Origin of the sequence: Palleronia sp. LCG004 (assembly GCF_032931615.1) — a bacterium.
Lineage (GTDB): Bacteria > Pseudomonadota > Alphaproteobacteria > Rhodobacterales > Rhodobacteraceae > Palleronia.
This window is the reverse complement of the sequence record NZ_CP136759.1, coordinates 2,893,876-2,911,374: the sequence shown is the minus strand read 5'-3', so window position 1 is coordinate 2,911,374 and position 17,499 is coordinate 2,893,876. Positions and strand designations below refer to the sequence as shown.

Annotated in this window: 15 protein-coding genes; 7 read left to right on the top strand and 8 right to left on the bottom strand. The window is 69.6% G+C overall.

Annotated elements, in window-relative coordinates:
* Positions 1 to 25: 25 nt before the first annotated feature.
* The 4 genes from RVY76_RS14210 to bchF are packed head-to-tail and all read right to left on the bottom strand — an operon-like array spanning position 26 to position 6,962.
* Positions 26 to 3,568 carry a magnesium chelatase subunit H gene (locus RVY76_RS14210; RefSeq protein WP_317374847.1) on the bottom strand — a complete coding sequence of 1,181 codons (3,543 nt, stop codon included), beginning with the start codon at positions 3,566 to 3,568 and terminating at the stop codon, positions 26 to 28.
* Positions 3,558 to 5,150, bottom strand: a complete 1,593-nt coding sequence (gene bchB, locus RVY76_RS14205; protein WP_317374846.1) for a ferredoxin:protochlorophyllide reductase (ATP-dependent) subunit B — start codon at positions 5,148 to 5,150, stop codon at positions 3,558 to 3,560. The genes RVY76_RS14210 and bchB overlap by 11 nt, the downstream gene beginning before the upstream one ends.
* Positions 5,151 to 5,196: 46 nt before the next feature.
* On the bottom strand, positions 5,197 to 6,480 hold the full coding sequence (locus RVY76_RS14200; RefSeq protein WP_317374844.1) for a ferredoxin:protochlorophyllide reductase (ATP-dependent) subunit N: 1,284 nt from the start codon (positions 6,478 to 6,480) through the stop codon (positions 5,197 to 5,199).
* On the bottom strand, positions 6,477 to 6,962 hold the full coding sequence (gene bchF / locus RVY76_RS14195; protein ID WP_410796036.1) for a 2-vinyl bacteriochlorophyllide hydratase: 486 nt from the start codon (positions 6,960 to 6,962) through the stop codon (positions 6,477 to 6,479). The genes RVY76_RS14200 and bchF overlap by 4 nt, the downstream gene beginning before the upstream one ends.
* 233 nt (positions 6,963 to 7,195) lie before the next feature.
* Between bchF and RVY76_RS14190 the strand changes: the two genes are divergently transcribed.
* The 3 genes from RVY76_RS14190 to RVY76_RS14180 are packed head-to-tail and all read left to right on the top strand — an operon-like array spanning position 7,196 to position 10,453.
* On the top strand, positions 7,196 to 7,957 hold the full coding sequence (locus RVY76_RS14190) for a cobalamin B12-binding domain-containing protein (protein ID WP_317374842.1): 762 nt from the start codon (positions 7,196 to 7,198) through the stop codon (positions 7,955 to 7,957).
* Between the two features lie 31 nt (positions 7,958 to 7,988).
* Entirely contained in the window at positions 7,989 to 9,404 is a 1,416-nt protein-coding gene (gene ppsR, locus RVY76_RS14185; RefSeq protein ID WP_317374840.1) for a transcriptional regulator PpsR, read from the top strand.
* 14 nt (positions 9,405 to 9,418) lie between these two features.
* Complete coding sequence (locus tag RVY76_RS14180; protein WP_317374839.1) at positions 9,419 to 10,453, top strand: NADP-dependent oxidoreductase; 1,035 nt, start codon at positions 9,419 to 9,421, stop codon at positions 10,451 to 10,453.
* Here RVY76_RS14180 and RVY76_RS14175 read toward each other — a convergent pair.
* Positions 10,450 to 11,442 carry an A/G-specific adenine glycosylase gene (locus RVY76_RS14175; RefSeq protein ID WP_317376783.1) on the bottom strand — a complete coding sequence of 331 codons (993 nt, stop codon included), beginning with the start codon at positions 11,440 to 11,442 and terminating at the stop codon, positions 10,450 to 10,452. The genes RVY76_RS14180 and RVY76_RS14175 overlap by 4 nt on opposite strands.
* 122 nt (positions 11,443 to 11,564) lie before the next feature.
* Here RVY76_RS14175 and RVY76_RS14170 point away from each other — a divergent pair, with 122 nt between their 5' ends.
* Both RVY76_RS14170 and RVY76_RS14165 read left to right on the top strand, forming a co-directional pair.
* Positions 11,565 to 12,080: a DUF721 domain-containing protein gene (locus tag RVY76_RS14170; protein WP_317374838.1), complete on the top strand. Its 516-nt coding sequence runs from the start codon at positions 11,565 to 11,567 to the stop codon at positions 12,078 to 12,080.
* A 10-nt stretch (positions 12,081 to 12,090) separates the two neighbouring features.
* Complete coding sequence (locus tag RVY76_RS14165; RefSeq protein ID WP_317374837.1) at positions 12,091 to 12,759, top strand: DsbA family protein; 669 nt, start codon at positions 12,091 to 12,093, stop codon at positions 12,757 to 12,759.
* On the opposite strand, the gene lpxK is transcribed toward RVY76_RS14165, so the two are convergent.
* The 3 genes from lpxK to RVY76_RS14150 are packed head-to-tail and all read right to left on the bottom strand — an operon-like array spanning position 12,714 to position 15,170.
* On the bottom strand, positions 12,714 to 13,742 hold the full coding sequence (gene lpxK, locus RVY76_RS14160; RefSeq protein WP_317374836.1) for a tetraacyldisaccharide 4'-kinase: 1,029 nt from the start codon (positions 13,740 to 13,742) through the stop codon (positions 12,714 to 12,716). The two genes, RVY76_RS14165 and lpxK, sit on opposite strands and share 46 nt — an antisense overlap.
* Positions 13,742 to 14,905 carry a hypothetical protein gene (locus RVY76_RS14155; protein ID WP_317374835.1) on the bottom strand — a complete coding sequence of 388 codons (1,164 nt, stop codon included), beginning with the start codon at positions 14,903 to 14,905 and terminating at the stop codon, positions 13,742 to 13,744. The genes lpxK and RVY76_RS14155 overlap by 1 nt, the downstream gene beginning before the upstream one ends.
* A 19-nt stretch (positions 14,906 to 14,924) precedes the next feature.
* The gene (locus tag RVY76_RS14150) at positions 14,925 to 15,170 is read right to left on the bottom strand and encodes a DUF4170 domain-containing protein (protein ID WP_317374833.1); all 246 of its coding nucleotides are present in this window, start codon (positions 15,168 to 15,170) and stop codon (positions 14,925 to 14,927) included.
* Positions 15,171 to 15,393: 223 nt separating this feature from the next.
* On the opposite strand from RVY76_RS14150, the gene RVY76_RS14145 reads away from it, so the two are divergent.
* On the top strand, positions 15,394 to 16,740 hold the full coding sequence (locus RVY76_RS14145; protein ID WP_317374831.1) for a TldD/PmbA family protein: 1,347 nt from the start codon (positions 15,394 to 15,396) through the stop codon (positions 16,738 to 16,740).
* Positions 16,727 to 17,497, top strand: a complete 771-nt coding sequence (locus RVY76_RS14140) for a 3'(2'),5'-bisphosphate nucleotidase CysQ (protein ID WP_317374830.1) — start codon at positions 16,727 to 16,729, stop codon at positions 17,495 to 17,497. The genes RVY76_RS14145 and RVY76_RS14140 overlap by 14 nt, the downstream gene beginning before the upstream one ends.
* Positions 17,498 to 17,499: the final 2 nt, after the last annotated feature.

Sequence of the window (17,499 nt, the reverse complement as noted above, 5' to 3'; positions counted from 1 at the left end):
GGCTCGTCGGTTGCGCAGGGTCCGATCATTCCGCCGCGACCCCCTCCAGCCGGTCCTCGATTTCGTCGGCTGCCCGCGTCAGCGCCTCGAGCGTCTCCTCGTCGGGCTGCCAATAGGCGCGATCGGATGCTTCGAGCAGCCGCCCGGCCATCCGCGCGCTCGCCGCCGGGTTGAGCTCGGACAGCCGCCTGCGCATCGCATCGTCGAGGACGAAGGTCTCGCTCAGCCGCTGATAGACCCAAGGCTCCACCTCGCCGGTCGTGGCCGACCAGCCCAGCGTGTTGGTCACGTGCGCCTCGATCTGGCGCACGCCCTCGTGGCCGTGGGTCAGCAGGCTTTCGTAGAATTTCGGGTTGAGGCTCCGCGAGCGTGTCTCGAGCGCGACCTGGTCGCGCAGCGTCCGGACCTTGCCCGCGCCGCGCGTTTGGTCGCCGATATAGACCGATGTCGCATGACCCTTGGCGCGCTTCACCGCCCGCGCGATCCCGCCCAGCGTGTCGAAATAGTGATCCACCGACGTCACGCCCAGCTCGACCGATTCGAGGTTCTGATAGGCGAGGTCCACGTCCTTGAGCGCCTTCTGCAGCAGTCCGGATTGCGGCGCGGACTTGCCGTCGCGGCCATAGGCAAAGCTCTTGCGTGCCTCGTAGGCATCGGCAAGCTCGTCCTCCTCGCCGAAGGCCGATCCATCGACCAGCTGGTTGACGTTCGAGCCATAGACCCCTTCGGCATTCGAGAAGACCCGCAGGGCCGCGACCTCGAGGTCGACATCCATCGCATCGGCATAGGCCAGCGCATGGGCGCGCACGAAATTGCGCTCCAAAGGCTCATCGGCCGTCGCGGCCTTCCAGGCGGCCTCGGCCAGCATCCGCGTCTGCAGCGGCAGCAGATCGCGAAAGATCCCCGACAGGGTCATGACCACGTCGATCCGCGGCCGCCCGAGCTCCTCCAGCGGCACCAGTTCCGCACCGCAAAGCCGCCCGTAAGCGTCGAAACGCGGGGTCGCACCCATCAGGCTCAGCGCCTGCGCGATCGGCCCGCCATCGGACTTGATGTTGTCGGATCCCCAAAGAACCAGCGCCACGGATCGCGGCAGCGTCTCATGCGTGTCGAGCAGCAGTTGCGCCTGCCGCGCGCCGTCCTCCATTGCAAAGGCCGTCGGCATCCGGAACGGGTCGAAGGCGTGAATGTTGCGCCCCGTGGGCAGGATGTCGGGCGAGCGGATCAGATCGCCGCCCGGCACCGGCGCGGTGAAATGCCCGCCCAGCGCGCGCAGCATCGCGGGGATCTCGGTCTCCTCGCGAAGCGCCGCATCCACACGGGCGCGCGCCTCCTCGCTCTGGTCGGGCAGCAGGTCGAGCATGTCGGCGCGCGCATCGTCGTTCATCGCGCGACCGACGACGTGCAGCCCCTCGGGCATCAGCGCCTCTTCCGTCTCGATCAGGCGCAGCCACAGTTCCTCGGGCGCACTGCCGTCCATGTCGACCGCCGCCGCCTGATCCGCGATCAACCGTTCCAGCTCGGCCCGCGCCTCGCCCGGCGCGGTCTCGCGCCAGCGTGTCAAACTATCCTTGAGCTCGGACAGACCTTTATAGAGCCCCGCCTGCCGCAAGGGCGGCGTCAGATGCGTGACGCAGACCGCATTCGACCTCCGCTTGGCCAGCGTCGCCTCGCTCGGGTTGTTCGCCGCATAGAGATAGACGTTCGGCATGCAGCCGATCAGCCGGTCGGACCAGTCGCCCGGCCCCATCCCCACCTGACGCCCCGGCATGAATTCGAGCGCGCCGTGCATCCCGAAATGCAGCAGCACGTCGGCTCCGAACTCCTCGCGCAGCCAGCGATAGAACGCGACGAAGGCATGGGTCGGCGCAAAGCTCTTCTCGAAGAGCAGCCGCATGGGATCGCCCTCGTAGCCGAAGGCAGGCTGCACGCCGACGAAGACGTTGCCGAACCGCGCGCCAAGGACGAACACGCCGCGCCCATCGCTCTGCTGGCGTCCCGGCACGGGGCCCCAGGCCGCCTCGATCTCCCCCAGCCATGGGGTGTCGCGCACCATCGCGTCGGCCGGCACATGGGCGGCGACGTTCGCCTCCTGTCCGTATTGCGCGGCATTGCCGCCAAGCACGGTGCGGCGCAGCTCGTCGACGCTCTCGGGCGGGTCGAGGTCATAACCCTCGGCCTTCATTGCGTGCAGAGTATTGTGCAGGCTTTCGAAGACCGACAGGTAGGCCGCCGTCCCGACCGCGCCGGCATTGGGCGGAAACCCGTAGAGGATCACGGCGGCCTTGCGGGTCGCCACCTCGCTGCGGCGCAGGCGGGCAAGCCGCGCGGTCTTGTCGACCAGCGCCGCGATCCGCTCGTGGCAAGGGGCCATCGCGCGCCCCGTATCGCCGTGGCACTTGAACGCGCAGCCGTCGCAGCCCCCCGCGCCGTGCCGCCCGGCAAAGATCGTCGGGTTCGTCGCCCCGTCGATCTCGGGCAGCGCGACCAGCATCGTGGTCTCCACGGGTCCGAGGCCCCCGCCCGACCCGGCCCATTGGCCGAGCGTCTGGAATTCCAGCGGATGCGCCGCGATGTAGGGCAGGTCGAGCCGCCTGAGCACGTCCACGGCGGCACCGGAATCGTTGTAGGCGGGCCCGCCCACCAGCGAGAACCCGGTGAGCGAGACCAACGCGTCGATCTCTCCTTCGAGGTACCGCTCGATCGCCGGACGCCCGTCGAGCCCACCGGCGAAAGCCGGCAGCACGTCGATACCCTCGGCCTCGAAGGCGCGGATGACCGCGTCGTAATGCGCGGTATCGCCCGCCAGCACATAGCTGCGCATCATCAGCAGGCCCACGCGCGGGCGTCCGGCCCCGCGCGCGATCCGCGCGGGATCGGTCGTGATCCGCTCGGGCAGATCCGGGTGATAGAGGCCGACCAGCGGGTAATCTATCGGATCCTCGGCTGTCGCCCCGCGCCAGCGCATCTCCGAGGCATAGCGCCCCAGAAGGAAGCGCACCATCTGCTCGAGATTGTCGTCCGACCCGGCAAGCCAGTATTGCATCGTCAGGAACCAGGCCCGCAGGTCCTGCGCCTTGCCCGGCACGAAGCGCAGGATCTTCGGCAGCCGGCGCAGCATGGCCATCTGCTTCTCGCCCGAGGCGCGACCCGTCTTGCGCGATCCCTTGAGCCGCTTCATCAGCTTGCCCAGCCCCGAGGGCGGCCGCGCCATGTCGAGATCGCCCATCTTCGTCAGGCGCACGATCTGCGCGTCTGCGACCATCCCCACCATCGCGTCGCAGCGTGCGCGCGCGGCCTCGAGGTTCGGAAGGATCGCGTTCAGATGCTCCTCGAGGAACAGGAGCGTCGTGACCACCATGTCGGCGCGGTCGATCGCCTCGCGCGCCTCGTGCAACGCGTCGGGCCGCGCCGACCATTCGGCGGCCGCATGGACGGAAATCGACAGCCCCGGGAAATCGCGGGCGAGCCGCGGCAGGATTCGCGCCGCCGGCCCCGCCGCATGCGCGTCAAGCGTGACGATCGCGATCCGGTAGCCCGGGTCGATATGTCCGACCTCATCGCGCATAATGGGCCTTTGCCTCGTAGAGCGTGTCGATGCTGATCTCCGAAAGGCCCCGCTCCGCAGCGAAGGTCTCGGTGTTGCGGCGCGCCTTGCCGCGCACGAAGAAGGGGATCTTCTTCAGCTCCCGCTCGGCATCGGATAGCCACGTGACCACGTCGCCCCCGTCGGGCTTCATCTGTCCCGAAATACTCCGGGCGTCGTCAATCGAGGCGCCATCGGTCCGAGCCCGATTGGCGACGGGCTGGCCCCCGGCGCTTTCCTCCCGCGCCACGGCCTTGGCCCCGTGATGCGACGCGCCGGCATCGTCATGAAACTCGAAATCCTCGCGGAACATGTGCAGCAGATGCTCCTCGAGGCCCATGACCAGCGGATGCACCCACGTGTCGAAAAGGACGTTCGCCCCCTCGAACCCCATGATCGGCGAATATCGCGCGGGATAATCCTGCACGTGGACCGGGGCCGAGATGACGGCGCAGGGAATGCCCAGCCGCTTGCCCGTGTGACGCTCCATCTGCGTGCCGAGGATCAACTCGGGGGCCGCCTCCTCGATCGCGCGTTCCACGTCGAGGTAATCGTCGGTGACGAGCGCGCTCAGCCCGTATTCCCTGGCCGCCGCCCGCAGCGGCCTCGCGAATTCGCGGTTGTAGCAGCCCATGCCGCAGACCTCGAACCCCATCTCGTCGCGGGCGACGCGGGCCGCCGCGATCACGTGGGTCGCGTCCCCGAAGATGAAGACGCGCTTGCCGGTCAGATACGTGCTGTCGACGCTCGCCGAATACCAGGGCAGCCGCAGCCCCGCGTCGGAGGGGGCCTGCGCCTCGGGCACCAGCGCGCGGATCTCGCGCACGAAGTCGCGCGTCGCGCCCACGCCGATCGGCACGATGCGCGTATAGGGCTGCCCCAGCTCCTTCTCGCACCAGCGCGCCGCCGCCTCTCCCGTCTCGGGATAGAGCAGGACGTTGAAATGCGCGGCCCCGAGCCGGGCGATATCCGAGGGCGACGATCCCATCGGCGCGGTCACGTTCACCTCGATCCCCATATCGGCCAGCAGCCCGGTGATCTCGGCCACGTCGTCGCGATGCCGGAACCCGAGCCCGGTCGGCCCCAGGATGTTGCAGGTCGGGCGCGCCGTCCGCTCGACCGGTGCCGCCAGCCGGCGCACGATCTGGTAGAACGTCTCGTCCGCGCCGAAATTCTCCTTGCGCTGGTAGGAGGGTAGCTCCAGCGGGATCACCGGGATGCCGCCCAGATCCATGCTCGATGCCATGCCGCCCGGATCGTCCTGGATCAGCTCGGCGGTGCAGGACGCGCCCACGATGATCGCCTCGGGCTTGAACCGCGCGACCGCGTCCTCACAGGTCCGGCGGAAGAGGTCGGCGGTATCCGCGCCCAGATCGCGCTCCTGGAAGGTGGTGTAGCTCACCGGCGGGCGGCGGTCGCGCCGCTCGATCATGGTGAAGAGCAGGTCGGCATAGGTGTCGCCCTGCGGCGCGTGCAGGACGTAATGCAGGCCCGTCATGCCCGTGGCGACCCGCATCGCCCCCACATGCGGCGGTCCTTCATATGTCCAGACCGAGAGCTTCATGTCCGGCCTCGCGCCGTGAGTATTTTCGGACAGATGAAGCAGGAGGTCATTCCGCGGCCTCCAGTCTCAGTGCCTCGCGGCGGCGCAGCGGCCGCGCGAAGAGCTGCGCAAGGTCGCCCGCCTGCTCGTAGAAATGCACCGGCGTGAAGACGAGCTCGATCGCCCATTTCGTCGCCAGCCCCTCGGCCTCCAGCGGATTGGCGAGACCGAGGCCGCAGACCGTGAGGTCGGGTCGCGCCGCGCGGGCCCGGTCGAGTTGCAGATCGACATCCTGCCCCTCGGAAATCACCGGCCCCGCGGGGAGCAGGTCCAGATCCGGACCCACGATGTCGCGGTGGATATAGGGGGACCCGACCTCGATCGCCTCCATCCCGCATTCGCGGGTCAGGAACCGCGCGAGCGGGATCTCCAGCTGACTGTCAGGAAAGAAGAAGATGCGCTTGCCGCTGAGCGTCGTGGTCGCCGCCGCGATGGCGCGACGCGCCCGGTCGCGCGGCGCATCGGTGACGCGGGCGAAGGTCTCGGCGTCGATGCCCATCTCGCGCGCGATCGCGGCAAGCCAGGCGGTCGTCCCCTCTTCGCCGAAGGGCAGCGGCGCGGGAATGTGGCGTGCGCCGCGCCGCGTGAGCGCGCCGAGCGTCTCGCCCAGGAAGGGCTGGACCAGCGCCACGCGCGTCTTCGGTCCGACATGCGGAATGTCGTCGGCGCGCCGCGCGGGCAGGCAGCGCACGCGATCGATTCCCATCGCCGACAGCAGCGCCAGCATCTGATCCTCGACCACGTCCGGCAGCGCGCCGACGACCAGAAGCTCCTCGGCTTCGGTCTCGGGCAGGGCAGGCACCATCGAGGCGAGGCAGGTATCCTCGCCCTCGGTGAAGGTCGTCTCGATCCCCGATCCCGAATAGCTCAGCACGCGGACATGCGGCGCGTGTTCGCGGCTCAACCTCTCGGCGGCGCGCGACAAGTCCAGCTTGATGACTTCCGACGGGCAGGACCCGACGAGGAAGAGCTGGCGGATGTCCGGCCGCCGCTCCAGCAGGCGGGCGACCTCGCGGTCGAGCTCGTCCTGGGCGTCGGCCATGCCGGCGAGATCGCTTTCCTCGAGGATGGCAGTCGCGAATCGCGGCTCGGCGAAGATCATCACGCCGGCGGCCGATTGCAGCAGATGCGCGCAGGTGCGCGATCCCACGACCAGGAAGAACGCGTCCTGCATCTTGCGATGCAGCCAGATGATGCCGGTCAGTCCGCAGAAGACCTCGCGCTGGCCCCGCTCCTTCAGGACGGGGGCCTGGCCGCAGCCGCGGGCGGGGGGCGGCGGCAGGTCGCTCATGCCCCACCCCCGAGCCGCGCGCGGCGCAACTTCAGCACGAACTGCGCCGCGTTGACGACATAGAGCGCATAGGCGGCGAGCGCGGTCGCCATCAGCGCGCCCGGCGGAAACGCATGCGTCATGAGCGCGAAGAGATAGAGGGAATGAAGCGCGATGACCGCGAAGCTCACCATGTCCTCCCAGAAGAAGGCCGGAGCGAGAAGGTACTGGCCGAAGACGACCTTCTCCCAGATCGCGCCGGTCACCATGATGAGATAGAGGACCAGCGTCTTGACCACGACCGACAGCGTCGCGGCCTGATACCCCTCGCCCGTCCAGAGATAGTGCACGACGAGCGCGAGCGAGACGAGAAATACCAGGAACTGCACGGGGGCGAGGATCCCCTGGACCAGTGTCCATCTGGTGGCGTCGCGGCGCGATCTCTCGGCCGGGGAATAGAGCGGCGCGGTCGTCATCTGCGAAGGAATCCGGGTGTCCGACATGGTGAAAGACAAGCACCGGTCCGTCAAAGTGTCAACTCAAACTTACACTTTCGACAATGACCACGGGACAGGTGTTAACGCCAATTTCCCTTCTGCGACGCGGCATTCCGTGCCGCTCCGCTGCGTCGCGCGGCCCTTCTGTCAAATGCTTTTGACAAATGGGCCCCGCTCGGGCCACACTCTCCGCGCCGACCGGCATTGAAAGAGGGTCGGCCCTCTCCCGGAGGAACGGCATGCCCAGTCCAATCGTGCATCCCGCGCAGAACGGCGAAACCGGCGTCACCGCCCTCGCCCGCCGCGCCCTGTCGGTCCTTGCGCAGCGCAAGCTGGGCGGGCGCGCGATGTCCGAGCGGTTCGTCGAACGTCTGCGCCGCGCCACCGAAGCCACCGATCCCGCCCAACGCGACCGCCTCCTGCTCGAGATGGACGAGGCCGGCATCACAGAAGAGGAGATCTGCGACATCTACATCCCCGAGGTCGCGCGCCGGATGGGCGACGACTGGGTCGCCGACCGGATGAGCTTCGCAGAAGTCTCGATCGGGACCGCGCGCCTGCAATCCATGTTGCGTCACCTGCTGCCCCCCGTCGCCGAACCGAATGGCGGGGCCGGCAATCTCATCGTGCTGGTTCTGGCCAGCGAGGATCACACGCTGGGCGCGATGGTCCTGACGGGACAGCTCCGCCGCATCGGCGTGTCGGTCCGCCTCCTGCTGGGCCAGCCGCTCGGGACACTGGCCGAGATCGCGGCAAGCGGCGATTACGACGGCATCCTGATTTCGGTCGCGCCCGCCGACGACCTGTCGGAAGTGGCCCGGACGATCGTGGCCCTGCGCCGGGCGAGCCGGGCGCGTGTGCCGTTGATCGTCGGCGGCGGCCTCCTCGCCCACGGGGCCGAGGCCGCCCGCGCCCGCACAGGTGCCGATTACGCGACCAACGATCTGCGCCTCGCGCTGCAGATCTGCGGCTGCGAACCGGTCCGACCGGGTCCGGCATGATCCGTGTCCTGTCGCAACGGGCGCCGCGCCGATGACCTCGCGCGGTGCAAGGGACTGGCCACAGGGCGCGATGCCGCTCGTGGCGCCCGAACTCCTCTCGTCGATCGTCGCGCGGGCGGCCGACATCTCCATCGTCATCAGCGACATGGGGCAGGTGCAGTCGGTTCTCGTCAATCCCGACCTTCAGGGATTCGGCGATCTCGACGACTGGCAGGGCCGCGACATCCGCGAGACGCTGACCTCCGAATCGGTTCGCAAGCTCGACGCGCGTCTGGCCGAGTTCGCCGGCAGGAACGAGACCGTCCGCCCGATCGAGCTCAACCACCGCCTCGGCGACGGACGCGAATTCCCGATCCGCTACGGTGTCCAGAGGCTCGGACCCGACGGGTCGATCATCCTGCTGGGCCGCGACCTGCGCCCCATCGCCGAGATGCAGCAGCAGCTCGTCGAGGCACAGCTCGCGCTCGAGCGCGATTACGAAGCCAATCGCGAGGTGGCGACGCGGCTCAGGGTCCTGCTCGACATCACCCGCGACGCGGCCATCTACGTCTCGATGGCCTCCGGCCGCATCGTCGAGCTCAACGCCCGCGCGGCGCGGCTCCTCGGTGGATCGGTCGAGGGGCTGCGCGGCATGTCCTTCGGGGGCGAACTTACGGGCGCGGGCGATGCAGGCGTGATTGACCATCTCGCGCAGGCCGGCCGGGCCGAGGGGGGCGGGGCCACGCAGCTCGTCGCGCGGCGCACGGGCGGCACGCTCGACATCCGCGTCACGCTGTTCCGCGCCTCGGGCGAGCGGATGCTGATCTGCCGCCTCGACCGCGCCGAGCAGGACATGCAGACGGACGGCCCCATGGGCGACCGGCTGTCGCGGCTCCACGATGCCTGCCCCGACGGCATCGTCTTCACCGATCGCGCAGGCCAGATCCTGTCGGTCAACGACGGCTTCCTCGACCTCGCCGATCTCGAAGGCCCCGAGGACGTGAAGGGCCGCTCGCTCTCCGATTTTCTCGCGCGGGGCGAGGTCGATCTGAGGCTCATGTCCGACACGGCCGTGCGCAACGGCCAGATGCGCCTCTACTCCACGCGGATCGTCACCGCGGGCGGTGGCGAGCGGGCGGTGGGCATCTCGGTCACCTATCTCGCCGACGGTCAGCACCCGGCACTGGGCTACGTGCTGCGCGACGCGCGGCTGCCCGACGGCACGCGCCCGGCGCAGGGCGGCGTCGACGACGACACGATGGAATCGATCCGCGCGCTCGTCGGCACGGCCTCGCTCAAGGAACTCGTGGGCGAGACCAGCGACGTGATCGAGAAGATGTGTATCGAGACGGCGGTGGAGCTTACCTCCAACAATCGCGTCGCCGCGGCCGAGATGCTGGGACTTTCCCGTCAGAGCCTCTACGTGAAGCTGCGGAAGTACGGGCTGCTGGCCCGAAACGACGACTGAAGGAAGGACTCCCGATGACCGACACCGCCCATCGCGTGGTTCTCGCCGCGCGCCCCGAAGGCCGTGCGACGACGGACCATCTGCGCCACGAAAGCTTCGACCTGCCCGAACCGGGCCCGGGCGAGGTGCTGCTCCGCACGATCTGGCTCTCGCTCGACCCCTACATGCGCGGCCGGATGAGCGACGCGAAATCCTACGCCACCCCCGTCGCCATCGACGAGACGATGACGGGTCAGACCGTGGGCGAGGTGATCGCCTCCAACCACGACGGCTTCGCCCCCGGCGACATCGCGACCGGCATGACAGGCTGGACCGACCGCGCCGTGATGAAGGGCGACGAGTTGCGCAAGCTCGACCCGACCCGCGCGCCGCTGCAGACGGCGCTCGGCATCCTCGGAATGCCCGGCATGACCGCCTGGACCGGCCTTACCCGCATCCTCGAGGCGAAGAAGGGACAGACGATCGTCATCTCGGCCGCGACCGGTGCGGTGGGATCGGTCGCGGGACAGCTCGCCCATGCAAGGGGCCTCAGGGTCGTGGGCGTCGCCGGCGGGCCCGAGAAATGCGCCCATGCGACCGGTAACCTGGGCTACGACACCTGCATCGACCACCACGCCCACGCGGATGGAGAAGCGATGGCCAGGGCCATCGGCGAGGCCGCACCGAACGGCGTCGATCTCTATTTCGAGAATGTCGGCGGCAAGACACTCGCGGGCGTCGTTCCCAACATGAACGATCACGGCCGCATCGCCATCTGCGGCATGGTCGCCTGGTATGCCGGCGAAAACCTCGAGGACGCGATCTCCGGGCCCACGATCTGGCGCAACCTGCTGACACGCAAGCTGCGCGCCGAGGGGTTCATCATCTTCGATCACTGGGATCGTTTCCCGACCTTCCTCGACGAGGTCGCGCCGATGGTCGCGGACGGCACGATCACCTACCGCGAAAGCGTGACCGACGGGCTCGAGAATGCGCCCAAGGCCTTCGTCGGGATGCTCGCGGGCGACAATTTCGGCAAGACGCTCGTCAGGGTCGGGCCCGACCCCTAGGGCCACTCGGCGCGCGCAAGGTCGTAGGCCTTGCGCATCAGCGTCGGCAGGTCGGCGGGGCGGAACCGGTCAAGCGGCACGAAGCTGCCGCGACCGGGCACGGCATCGCCGACCTCGGCCACCATCAGCTTCAGGCGCAGGTGGAAATGCGTGAATGTGTGGCGCACCTCCGCCGGCAGCGCGCGCCAGTCGGCTTCGACGGGGGGCGTGTGCTCCGGCACCTCCTCCGCCCAGCCGCTGCCGGGCCAGCCCAGCATTCCGCCCAGCAGCCCCCGCGCCTCGCGCACCTCCAGAAGCCACGCGCCGTCACCCCGCCGCGCGAGATAGGCGACCCCCTGCCGCACGGGCTTCGCGGCCTTGGGCGTCTTCGCGGGCAGTTCGGCCGCGACTCCCGCCTCCCTCGCGGCGCAGGGTGCGCGCCATGGGCAGATCCCGCAGGCGGGGCTTCGGGGCGTGCAGATCGTGGCCCCCAGATCCATCACCGCCTGCGCGTAATCGCCGGGCCGCGCCTCCGGCGTCGTGCGCGCGGCAAGTTCGGTCAGGCGGCCCTTGGCCCCGGGCAGCGGATCGCGCACGTCGTGAAGCCGCGCCATCACCCGCTCCACGTTGCCGTCGACGACGACCTCCGCCCGGTCGAAGGCGATCGCGGCGATCGCGGCGGCGGTATAGGGCCCGATGCCCGGCAGCGCGATCAGCCCCTCGCGCGTGTCGGGAAACCGCCCGCCATGCGCCTCCGCCACGACGCGCGCGCATTTCAGCAGGTTCCGCGCCCGCGCGTAATATCCAAGCCCCGCCCAGGCGGCCATCACTTCCGCATCCTCGGCCGCGGCCAGATCCTCGACCCGCGGCCAGCGCTCGGTGAAGCGGGCGAAATGGCCCTTCACGGCGGCAACGGTCGTCTGCTGCAGCATCACCTCCGACAGCCACACGCGATAGGGATCCGGCCGCTCGCCCGTCGCTCGTGCCGCCGGCCCCGCCCGCCAGGGCATCGCGCGCGCATGGATGTCGTACCAGTCGAGAAGCGCGCGGGTCAGTTCGTCGTCACGCAATTTTTAGCCTCCTTCCGCCAAAACGGCTGGCCCGCTCGCGCGCGCACCCGTAGATAGACCCCATGGTCCAGAAACCGCCCAGACGTCCCACCGGCAAAGGCTTCCAGCGCACCTCGACGCTGGTGGAGCGGCAGATCCGCAAGGCCGGCGAAAGCCGCGGCTTCGCGACCAGCCGGATCCTGACCCGCTGGGCCGAGATCGTCGGCCCCGACATGGCCGCCATCGCGCGCCCCGTCAACGTGACCCATGCGCGCTCGGGCCTCGGCGCGACGCTCACCGTTCTCACCACCGGCGCGCAGGCCCCCATGCTCGAAATGCAGAAGGACCGCCTGCGCGAACGCGTCAACGCCTGCTACGGCTATCAGGCCATCGCCAGGATCCGCATCACGCAGACCGCGCCCACGGGCTTTGCCGAAGGGGCCGCGCAGTTCGGCCATGCGCCGAAACCGCAGCCCAAGGCCGACCCCGCCATTACCGAGGCCGCCCGCCGGAACGCGGCCCCCGTCACCGATCCCGACCTTCGCGCGGCCCTCGAACGGCTCGGCGCGAACGTGCTCGGACACCCGAAATCTTCCTGAGGAGACCCCGATGAACAAGATCGTCCCCGCCGTCGCGGCCATCGCAATCGTCGCCGCCGGCGGCTGGTATCTCGCCGCCGGGCAAGGCCAGACCCCCGGCATGACACCCTTCGCGGCTGAGGCGCAGGAAAGCTCCGAGGCACCCGACCTCTCGCTCGTCGAGGAGATGCAGATCGGCAATCCCGACGCCGAGGTCACGGTCGTCGAATACGCCTCCTTCACCTGCCCGCATTGCCGGACCTTCCACGACAGCGTCTTCGACGAGCTCAAGGCCAACTACATCGACGAGGGCAAGATCAACTTCGTCTACCGCGAGGTCTATTTCGACCGTCCCGGCCTCTGGGCCAGCCTCATCGCGCGCTGCGCGGGGCCGGATCGCTATTTCCCGATCGTCGACATGATCTACGAGCGTCAGTCCGACTGGCTGTCGAGCAGCGATCCCGCGACCATCGCCGACAACCTGCGCAAGCTCGGAGTGACGGCGGGCCTCAGCCCCGATCAGGTGCAGGAATGCCTCAGCGACGCCGACAAGGCGCAGGCCCTCTTCGCGAGCTTCGAGCAGAACGCGGCCGAGGACGACATCCGCTCCACGCCGTCCTTCATCATCAACGGCGAGCAGTTCGGCAACATGAACTACGCCGACTTCTCCGAGCTGCTGGACGAACGCCTCTCGGACTGATCGCGCGCCAGCCGGTCCAGCGCCGCGTCGAGCGGCGCGGGATCGGCAAGCTCCAGCCGCACCGGCAGCGTCAGCACCTTGGCCCGCATCTCGGGGGCGAGGCGCACCGCATCCTTTTCCGTCGTGACGAGCTGCGCGCCCCGTGCGCGTGCCTCCCGCTCGAGCCGCATCATCAACGCGGGCGTCAGCGCCTGATGATCGTCGAGCGCCTCGGGACGGACCAGATCCGCCCCCAACTCGCGCAGGGTCTCGAAGAACTTCTCGGGCCGGCCGATCCCGGCGAAGGCCAGCGCGCGAAAGCCGGTCCAGTCCATCCCCGTGACGAGCGGCTTCAGCGCCCCCTCGATCTTCGGGACCGTTATGTGCCCGCCCCAGGCCCTCGTGAACTGTTCCTGCGCGGCATGCGGGCCGATCGACAGCACCAGATCCGCACGGGCAAGGCCCACCTCGACCGGCTCGCGCAGCGGCCCCGCCGGGATCACCCGGCCATTGCCGAACCCCACCGCCGCATCGACCACGAGGATCGACAGGTCCTTCACCAGCGACGGGTTCTGGAACCCGTCATCCATCACGATCACATCCGCGCCCGCCGCGACCGCCTGCCGGGCCGAGGCCGCCCTGTCCCGGCCGACCCAGACCGGCGCGAAGGCCGCGAGGAGCAGCGGTTCGTCGCCCACCCGGCCGGCATCGTGGCGCGTGGGATCGACGCGCATCGTATCGGTCTGCGTTCCGCCATAGCCGCGCGACACCAGATGCGGCGTCCATCCGCGATCGTTCAGGCGTTGCAGGATCGCCATGGCGGTCGGCGTCTTGCCGGTCCCGCCCGCGTTGAGGTTGCCGACGCAGATCACCGGAACGCCCACCCGCTCGCCCGGCCGCGCCACGCGCCGCGCCGTCGCCCGCGCATAGAGCGCCGAGAGCGGCTTGAGGCTCCGCGCCCGCCAGCCGACCTGCGAGGTGCTCCAGAATCCCGGCGGGCGCATCAGTGCGCCGCCCTGCGGGTGGCCGCCCGGTCGAGCGCCTGCCCGAGCGCGGCGAGCGTCAGGTTGCTGGCCTCGGCACCGCGGGTCGCGATGTCCCAGGCCTCGTGCGCGATCTCGGCCGCGAGGTCGGGCGCGAGGCAGGTCTCGACCATGGGGCCCAGCGCGCCGCCATCCGCGATCCGGCAGGCCCCGTTCGTCCGGTCGAGCGCGTCGAGCGGCTCGCCCCATGCCCCGGGCGCGGGCCCGTGCAGAACGACGGAGCCGAGCGCCGCGGGGATCATCGGGTCGCAGAACGCCCCCTGCCCCAGCGATCCGCCCAGATAGGTGAGAGAGGCGAGCCGCGCCCAGAGGCCGATCTCGCCCCTTTCGTCCGCGATCAGGATCTCGGTATCGGGCTCCAGATTGTCGCCCTGCGATCGCAGCGCGACCTCGCGCCCCTCTTCGCGCAGACGATCGACCAGGGCCGGAGCGATTTCCGGTTCGGCGAGCTCGAGGATCAGGAGCAGCCTGTGCGACAGCTTCGCGGCATGGGTCTGCGCCTCCAGCACGGTCTCGATCTCCTCGCCGGGCACCTCGGCGGCGAGCCAGACGGGACGGGTGGCCAAAACCTCCGACATCTCCTCGAGGTCGCTCTCGATGGCGGCGGGCGGCGGTGGCGTCGCGGCGAGCGGGACCAGCGCATGAACCCGGCCCGACAGCCGCGCATCCGGCGCGCGGGCATGGACGAAGTCGAACTGAGCGAGCGGCCGGACCAGCGCGATCGGATGGCGCGCGGGATCGGCCTCGACCGCGACGAGGGGGATGCCGCGCGACTGCGCGGCAAGCCACAGCACGGGATGCGGATCGGGGCCGGAAAAGACGATGGCGTCGGGATCCCAGAGGTTGAGAAACGCGCGCGTCGCGCTCCGCGTCTCGGGCGGGGATTGCACCCGCATCGCGATGTCCTCGACGCCGTCGGCCTCGCCGCTCGCGATCACGATGAGATCCTTCCGTTCGGCCACGAGATCCCTGACGACGAGCGCGGTGCCCTCGCCGCCCGCGCCGGGGCAGAAATGCACCCAGAGCAGAGGTCCCTCGCCGCGCGGGGGCACGTCCCCCGGGGGGACCATCCGCTCGCGACGTGCGCCCATGCGGTGGCGCAGCATGCTGAGCGAGAACGCCATGTTCCGACGCGCACCCTGCCTAGCCGCCGAGTTCCTCGGTCGGGGACGCCGCCTGTTCCTCGTCGCGCAGGCGATGGATATGCGCGATGAAGTACCGCATGTGGGCGTTGTCGACCGTGCGCTGCGCATGGGTCTTCCATGCGTTGTAGGCGCTCGCGTAATCGGGAAACATGCCGACGATGTGGATGTCGTCGACGTTCTTGAAGGCGTTTTGCGACGGGTCGACGAGTTCGCCGCCGAAGACGAGGTGCAGGCGCTGGGTCATTTGGAAGGCTCCGTTGATCCGCGCGAAGCCTAGTGGTCGTTGCGCCCCGGTCAAGGGCATGGACCGCATCGCCCCTCGTCCGGCAAGATCCCTCCGACCGCGCGACCGGACCCCGCCGCGCCACCCCGCGGCATCCCGAACCTTGCGAGCGTGCCGGTCGCGACCTAGGTGCGACAGGCGACGCGCGCCTTTTCCAAGGCCCTCCCCCTCAAGGAATGCCCCGATGCCCGACGATCTCTCCCGCCTCACCCGCGACCTCCTCGACGCGGCAACGAAGGCCGGGGCCGAGGCCGCCGACGCGATCGCGATCCGCGACACGTCGATCTCGATCGACGTCAGGGCGGGCGCGCTCGAACAGGCCGAACGCGCCGAGGGGACCGAGATCGGGCTACGCGTCCTGATGGGACGGCGGCAGGCCTGCGTCTCGGCCTCGGATCTCACGCCCGGGACGATGGCCGAGATGGCCGCCCGCGCGGTCGCCATGGCGCGCGAGGCACCCGAGGATCCGGGCGTGGGCCTCGCCGATCCGGACGATCTGGCGCGGGACCGCGATGCTTCGGCGCTCGAACTCATCGACCCGCGCCCCGAACCGGCCCCCTCTGAGCTGCAGGACGCGGCCCTCGCGATGGAGGCCGCGGCGGCAAGCGTCGAGGGCGTCAGCCAGGTGCAGGCAAGCTCGGCCGCCTACGGCTATCGCGACGTGCATCTGGCCGCGACGAACGGCTTTTCGGGCGGCTATTCGCGCAGCTCCAGCAGCCTGTCGGCCGTCGCGATCAGCGGTTCCGGAACGGGGATGGAGCGCGATTACCACGGCGAGGGGCGGATCTTTCGCGACGACCTGCCCGACCCGGCCGAGATCGGACGCATCGCGGGCGAACGCGCAGCGGCGCTGCAGAACCCGCGCCGGGCCAAGACGGGGGCCTATCCCGTCATCTACGACGAGCGCGTATCCTCGGGGCTGATCGGGCACCTCGTCATGGCGATCAACGGCAGCGCCATCGCCCGCGGATCGAGCTGGGCACGCGACTTGATGGGCGCGCAGGTCCTGCCGAAGGGCATCGACCTGATCGAGGACCCGCACCGGGTGCGGATCTCGGGCTCGCGGCCCTTCGACGCCGAAGGGCTCGCCACCGCGCGGCGCGCGATCGTCGAGGACGGCATCCTGCAAAGCTGGACGCTGGACCTCGCGAGCGCGCGCAAGCTTAGGCTTTCCTCAACGGCCAACGCGGCGCGGGGGCCGTCCTCGCCGCCACAGCCGGGGGTGACGAACCTGTCGATGACCCAGGGCGACGCCTCGCGCGCCGAGCTCATGGCCGAGATCGGGACGGGGCTGCTCGTCACGTCGCTGATCGGATCGACGATCAACCCCAATACGGGCGATTATTCGCGCGGGGCCTCGGGGTTCTGGATCGAGGGGGGCGAGATCGCCTATCCCGTGACCGGCATCACGCTGGCGGGCAACCTGCGCGAGATGCTGCCGCGGGTCCGGCCCGCCAACGATGCCCGCACGCATCTGAGCCGCGTGGTGCCCTCGCTCCTGGTCGAGGGTCTGACCCTTGCCGGCGACTGACCTCGCCCTTCTCATCGATGCGAGCCTCGCGGGCGGGCAGATCGCGATGTCGTACTGGCGGCGCGACCCCGAGACGAGAGCCAAGCCCGACGGCAGCCCGGTGAGCGAGGCCGACCTTGCCGTGGACGGTGCCCTGCGCGCGGCGCTGCTTCATGCGCGGCCGGATTACGGCTGGCTCAGCGAGGAGGCCGAGGACGATCTTGCCCGGATGGACCGGGAGCGATGCTTCATCCTCGATCCGATCGACGGGACGCGCGCCTATCTCGAGGGGCACGAAACCTGGGCGGTGAGCCTCGCCGTGGCCGAGGCCGGGCGACTGACCGCGGGCGTCATCCACATGCCGGCCAAGGGGCTGACCTATACCGCCGCGCTGGGACAGGGCGCAGCGCTCAACGGCACGCCGATCACCGTCACGCGGCAGGATGAGGTGTCAGGCGCGCGGATGATCACCTCCAAGGCGACCTATGCCGAGCGGAACTGGCGCGGCGCGGTACCGGATTTCGCGCGCCATTACCGCCCGTCGATGGCCTATCGGCTGGCAGTCGTGGCGCAGGGTCGGTTCGACGTGATGGCGACCTTCCGGCAGGCCTGGGAATGGGACATCGCGGCGGGCGCATTGATCGCGGCCGAGGCGGGAGCGCTCGTGACCGACCGGCATGGCGAACCGCTCAGCTTCAACTCGGCCGAGCGGTGCAGCACGGGCGTGCTGGCCGCCAATCCGGCGCTTCATGCGGAGATCCTGTCCGTCATGGCGTGATG

Excerpts from the sequence above, each read along its gene's own strand:
- RVY76_RS14210 (WP_317374847.1), bottom strand. The coding sequence starts at position 3,568 with ATGCGCGATGAGGTCGGACATATCGACCCGGGCTACCGGATCGCGATC.
- bchB (WP_317374846.1), bottom strand. The coding sequence starts at position 5,150 with ATGAAGCTCTCGGTCTGGACATATGAAGGACCGCCGCATGTGGGGGCG.
- RVY76_RS14200 (WP_317374844.1), bottom strand. The coding sequence starts at position 6,480 with ATGAGCGACCTGCCGCCGCCCCCCGCCCGCGGCTGCGGCCAGGCCCCC.
- bchF (WP_410796036.1), bottom strand. The coding sequence starts at position 6,962 with ATGTCGGACACCCGGATTCCTTCGCAGATGACGACCGCGCCGCTCTAT.
- RVY76_RS14190 (WP_317374842.1), top strand. The coding sequence starts at position 7,196 with ATGCCCAGTCCAATCGTGCATCCCGCGCAGAACGGCGAAACCGGCGTC.
- ppsR (WP_317374840.1), top strand. The coding sequence starts at position 7,989 with ATGACCTCGCGCGGTGCAAGGGACTGGCCACAGGGCGCGATGCCGCTC.
- RVY76_RS14180 (WP_317374839.1), top strand. The coding sequence starts at position 9,419 with ATGACCGACACCGCCCATCGCGTGGTTCTCGCCGCGCGCCCCGAAGGC.
- RVY76_RS14175 (WP_317376783.1), bottom strand. The coding sequence starts at position 11,442 with ATGCCCTGGCGGGCGGGGCCGGCGGCACGAGCGACGGGCGAGCGGCCG.
- RVY76_RS14170 (WP_317374838.1), top strand. The coding sequence starts at position 11,565 with ATGGTCCAGAAACCGCCCAGACGTCCCACCGGCAAAGGCTTCCAGCGC.
- RVY76_RS14165 (WP_317374837.1), top strand. The coding sequence starts at position 12,091 with ATGAACAAGATCGTCCCCGCCGTCGCGGCCATCGCAATCGTCGCCGCC.
- lpxK (WP_317374836.1), bottom strand. The coding sequence starts at position 13,742 with ATGCGCCCGCCGGGATTCTGGAGCACCTCGCAGGTCGGCTGGCGGGCG.
- RVY76_RS14155 (WP_317374835.1), bottom strand. The coding sequence starts at position 14,905 with ATGGCGTTCTCGCTCAGCATGCTGCGCCACCGCATGGGCGCACGTCGC.
- RVY76_RS14150 (WP_317374833.1), bottom strand. The coding sequence starts at position 15,170 with ATGACCCAGCGCCTGCACCTCGTCTTCGGCGGCGAACTCGTCGACCCG.
- RVY76_RS14145 (WP_317374831.1), top strand. The coding sequence starts at position 15,394 with ATGCCCGACGATCTCTCCCGCCTCACCCGCGACCTCCTCGACGCGGCA.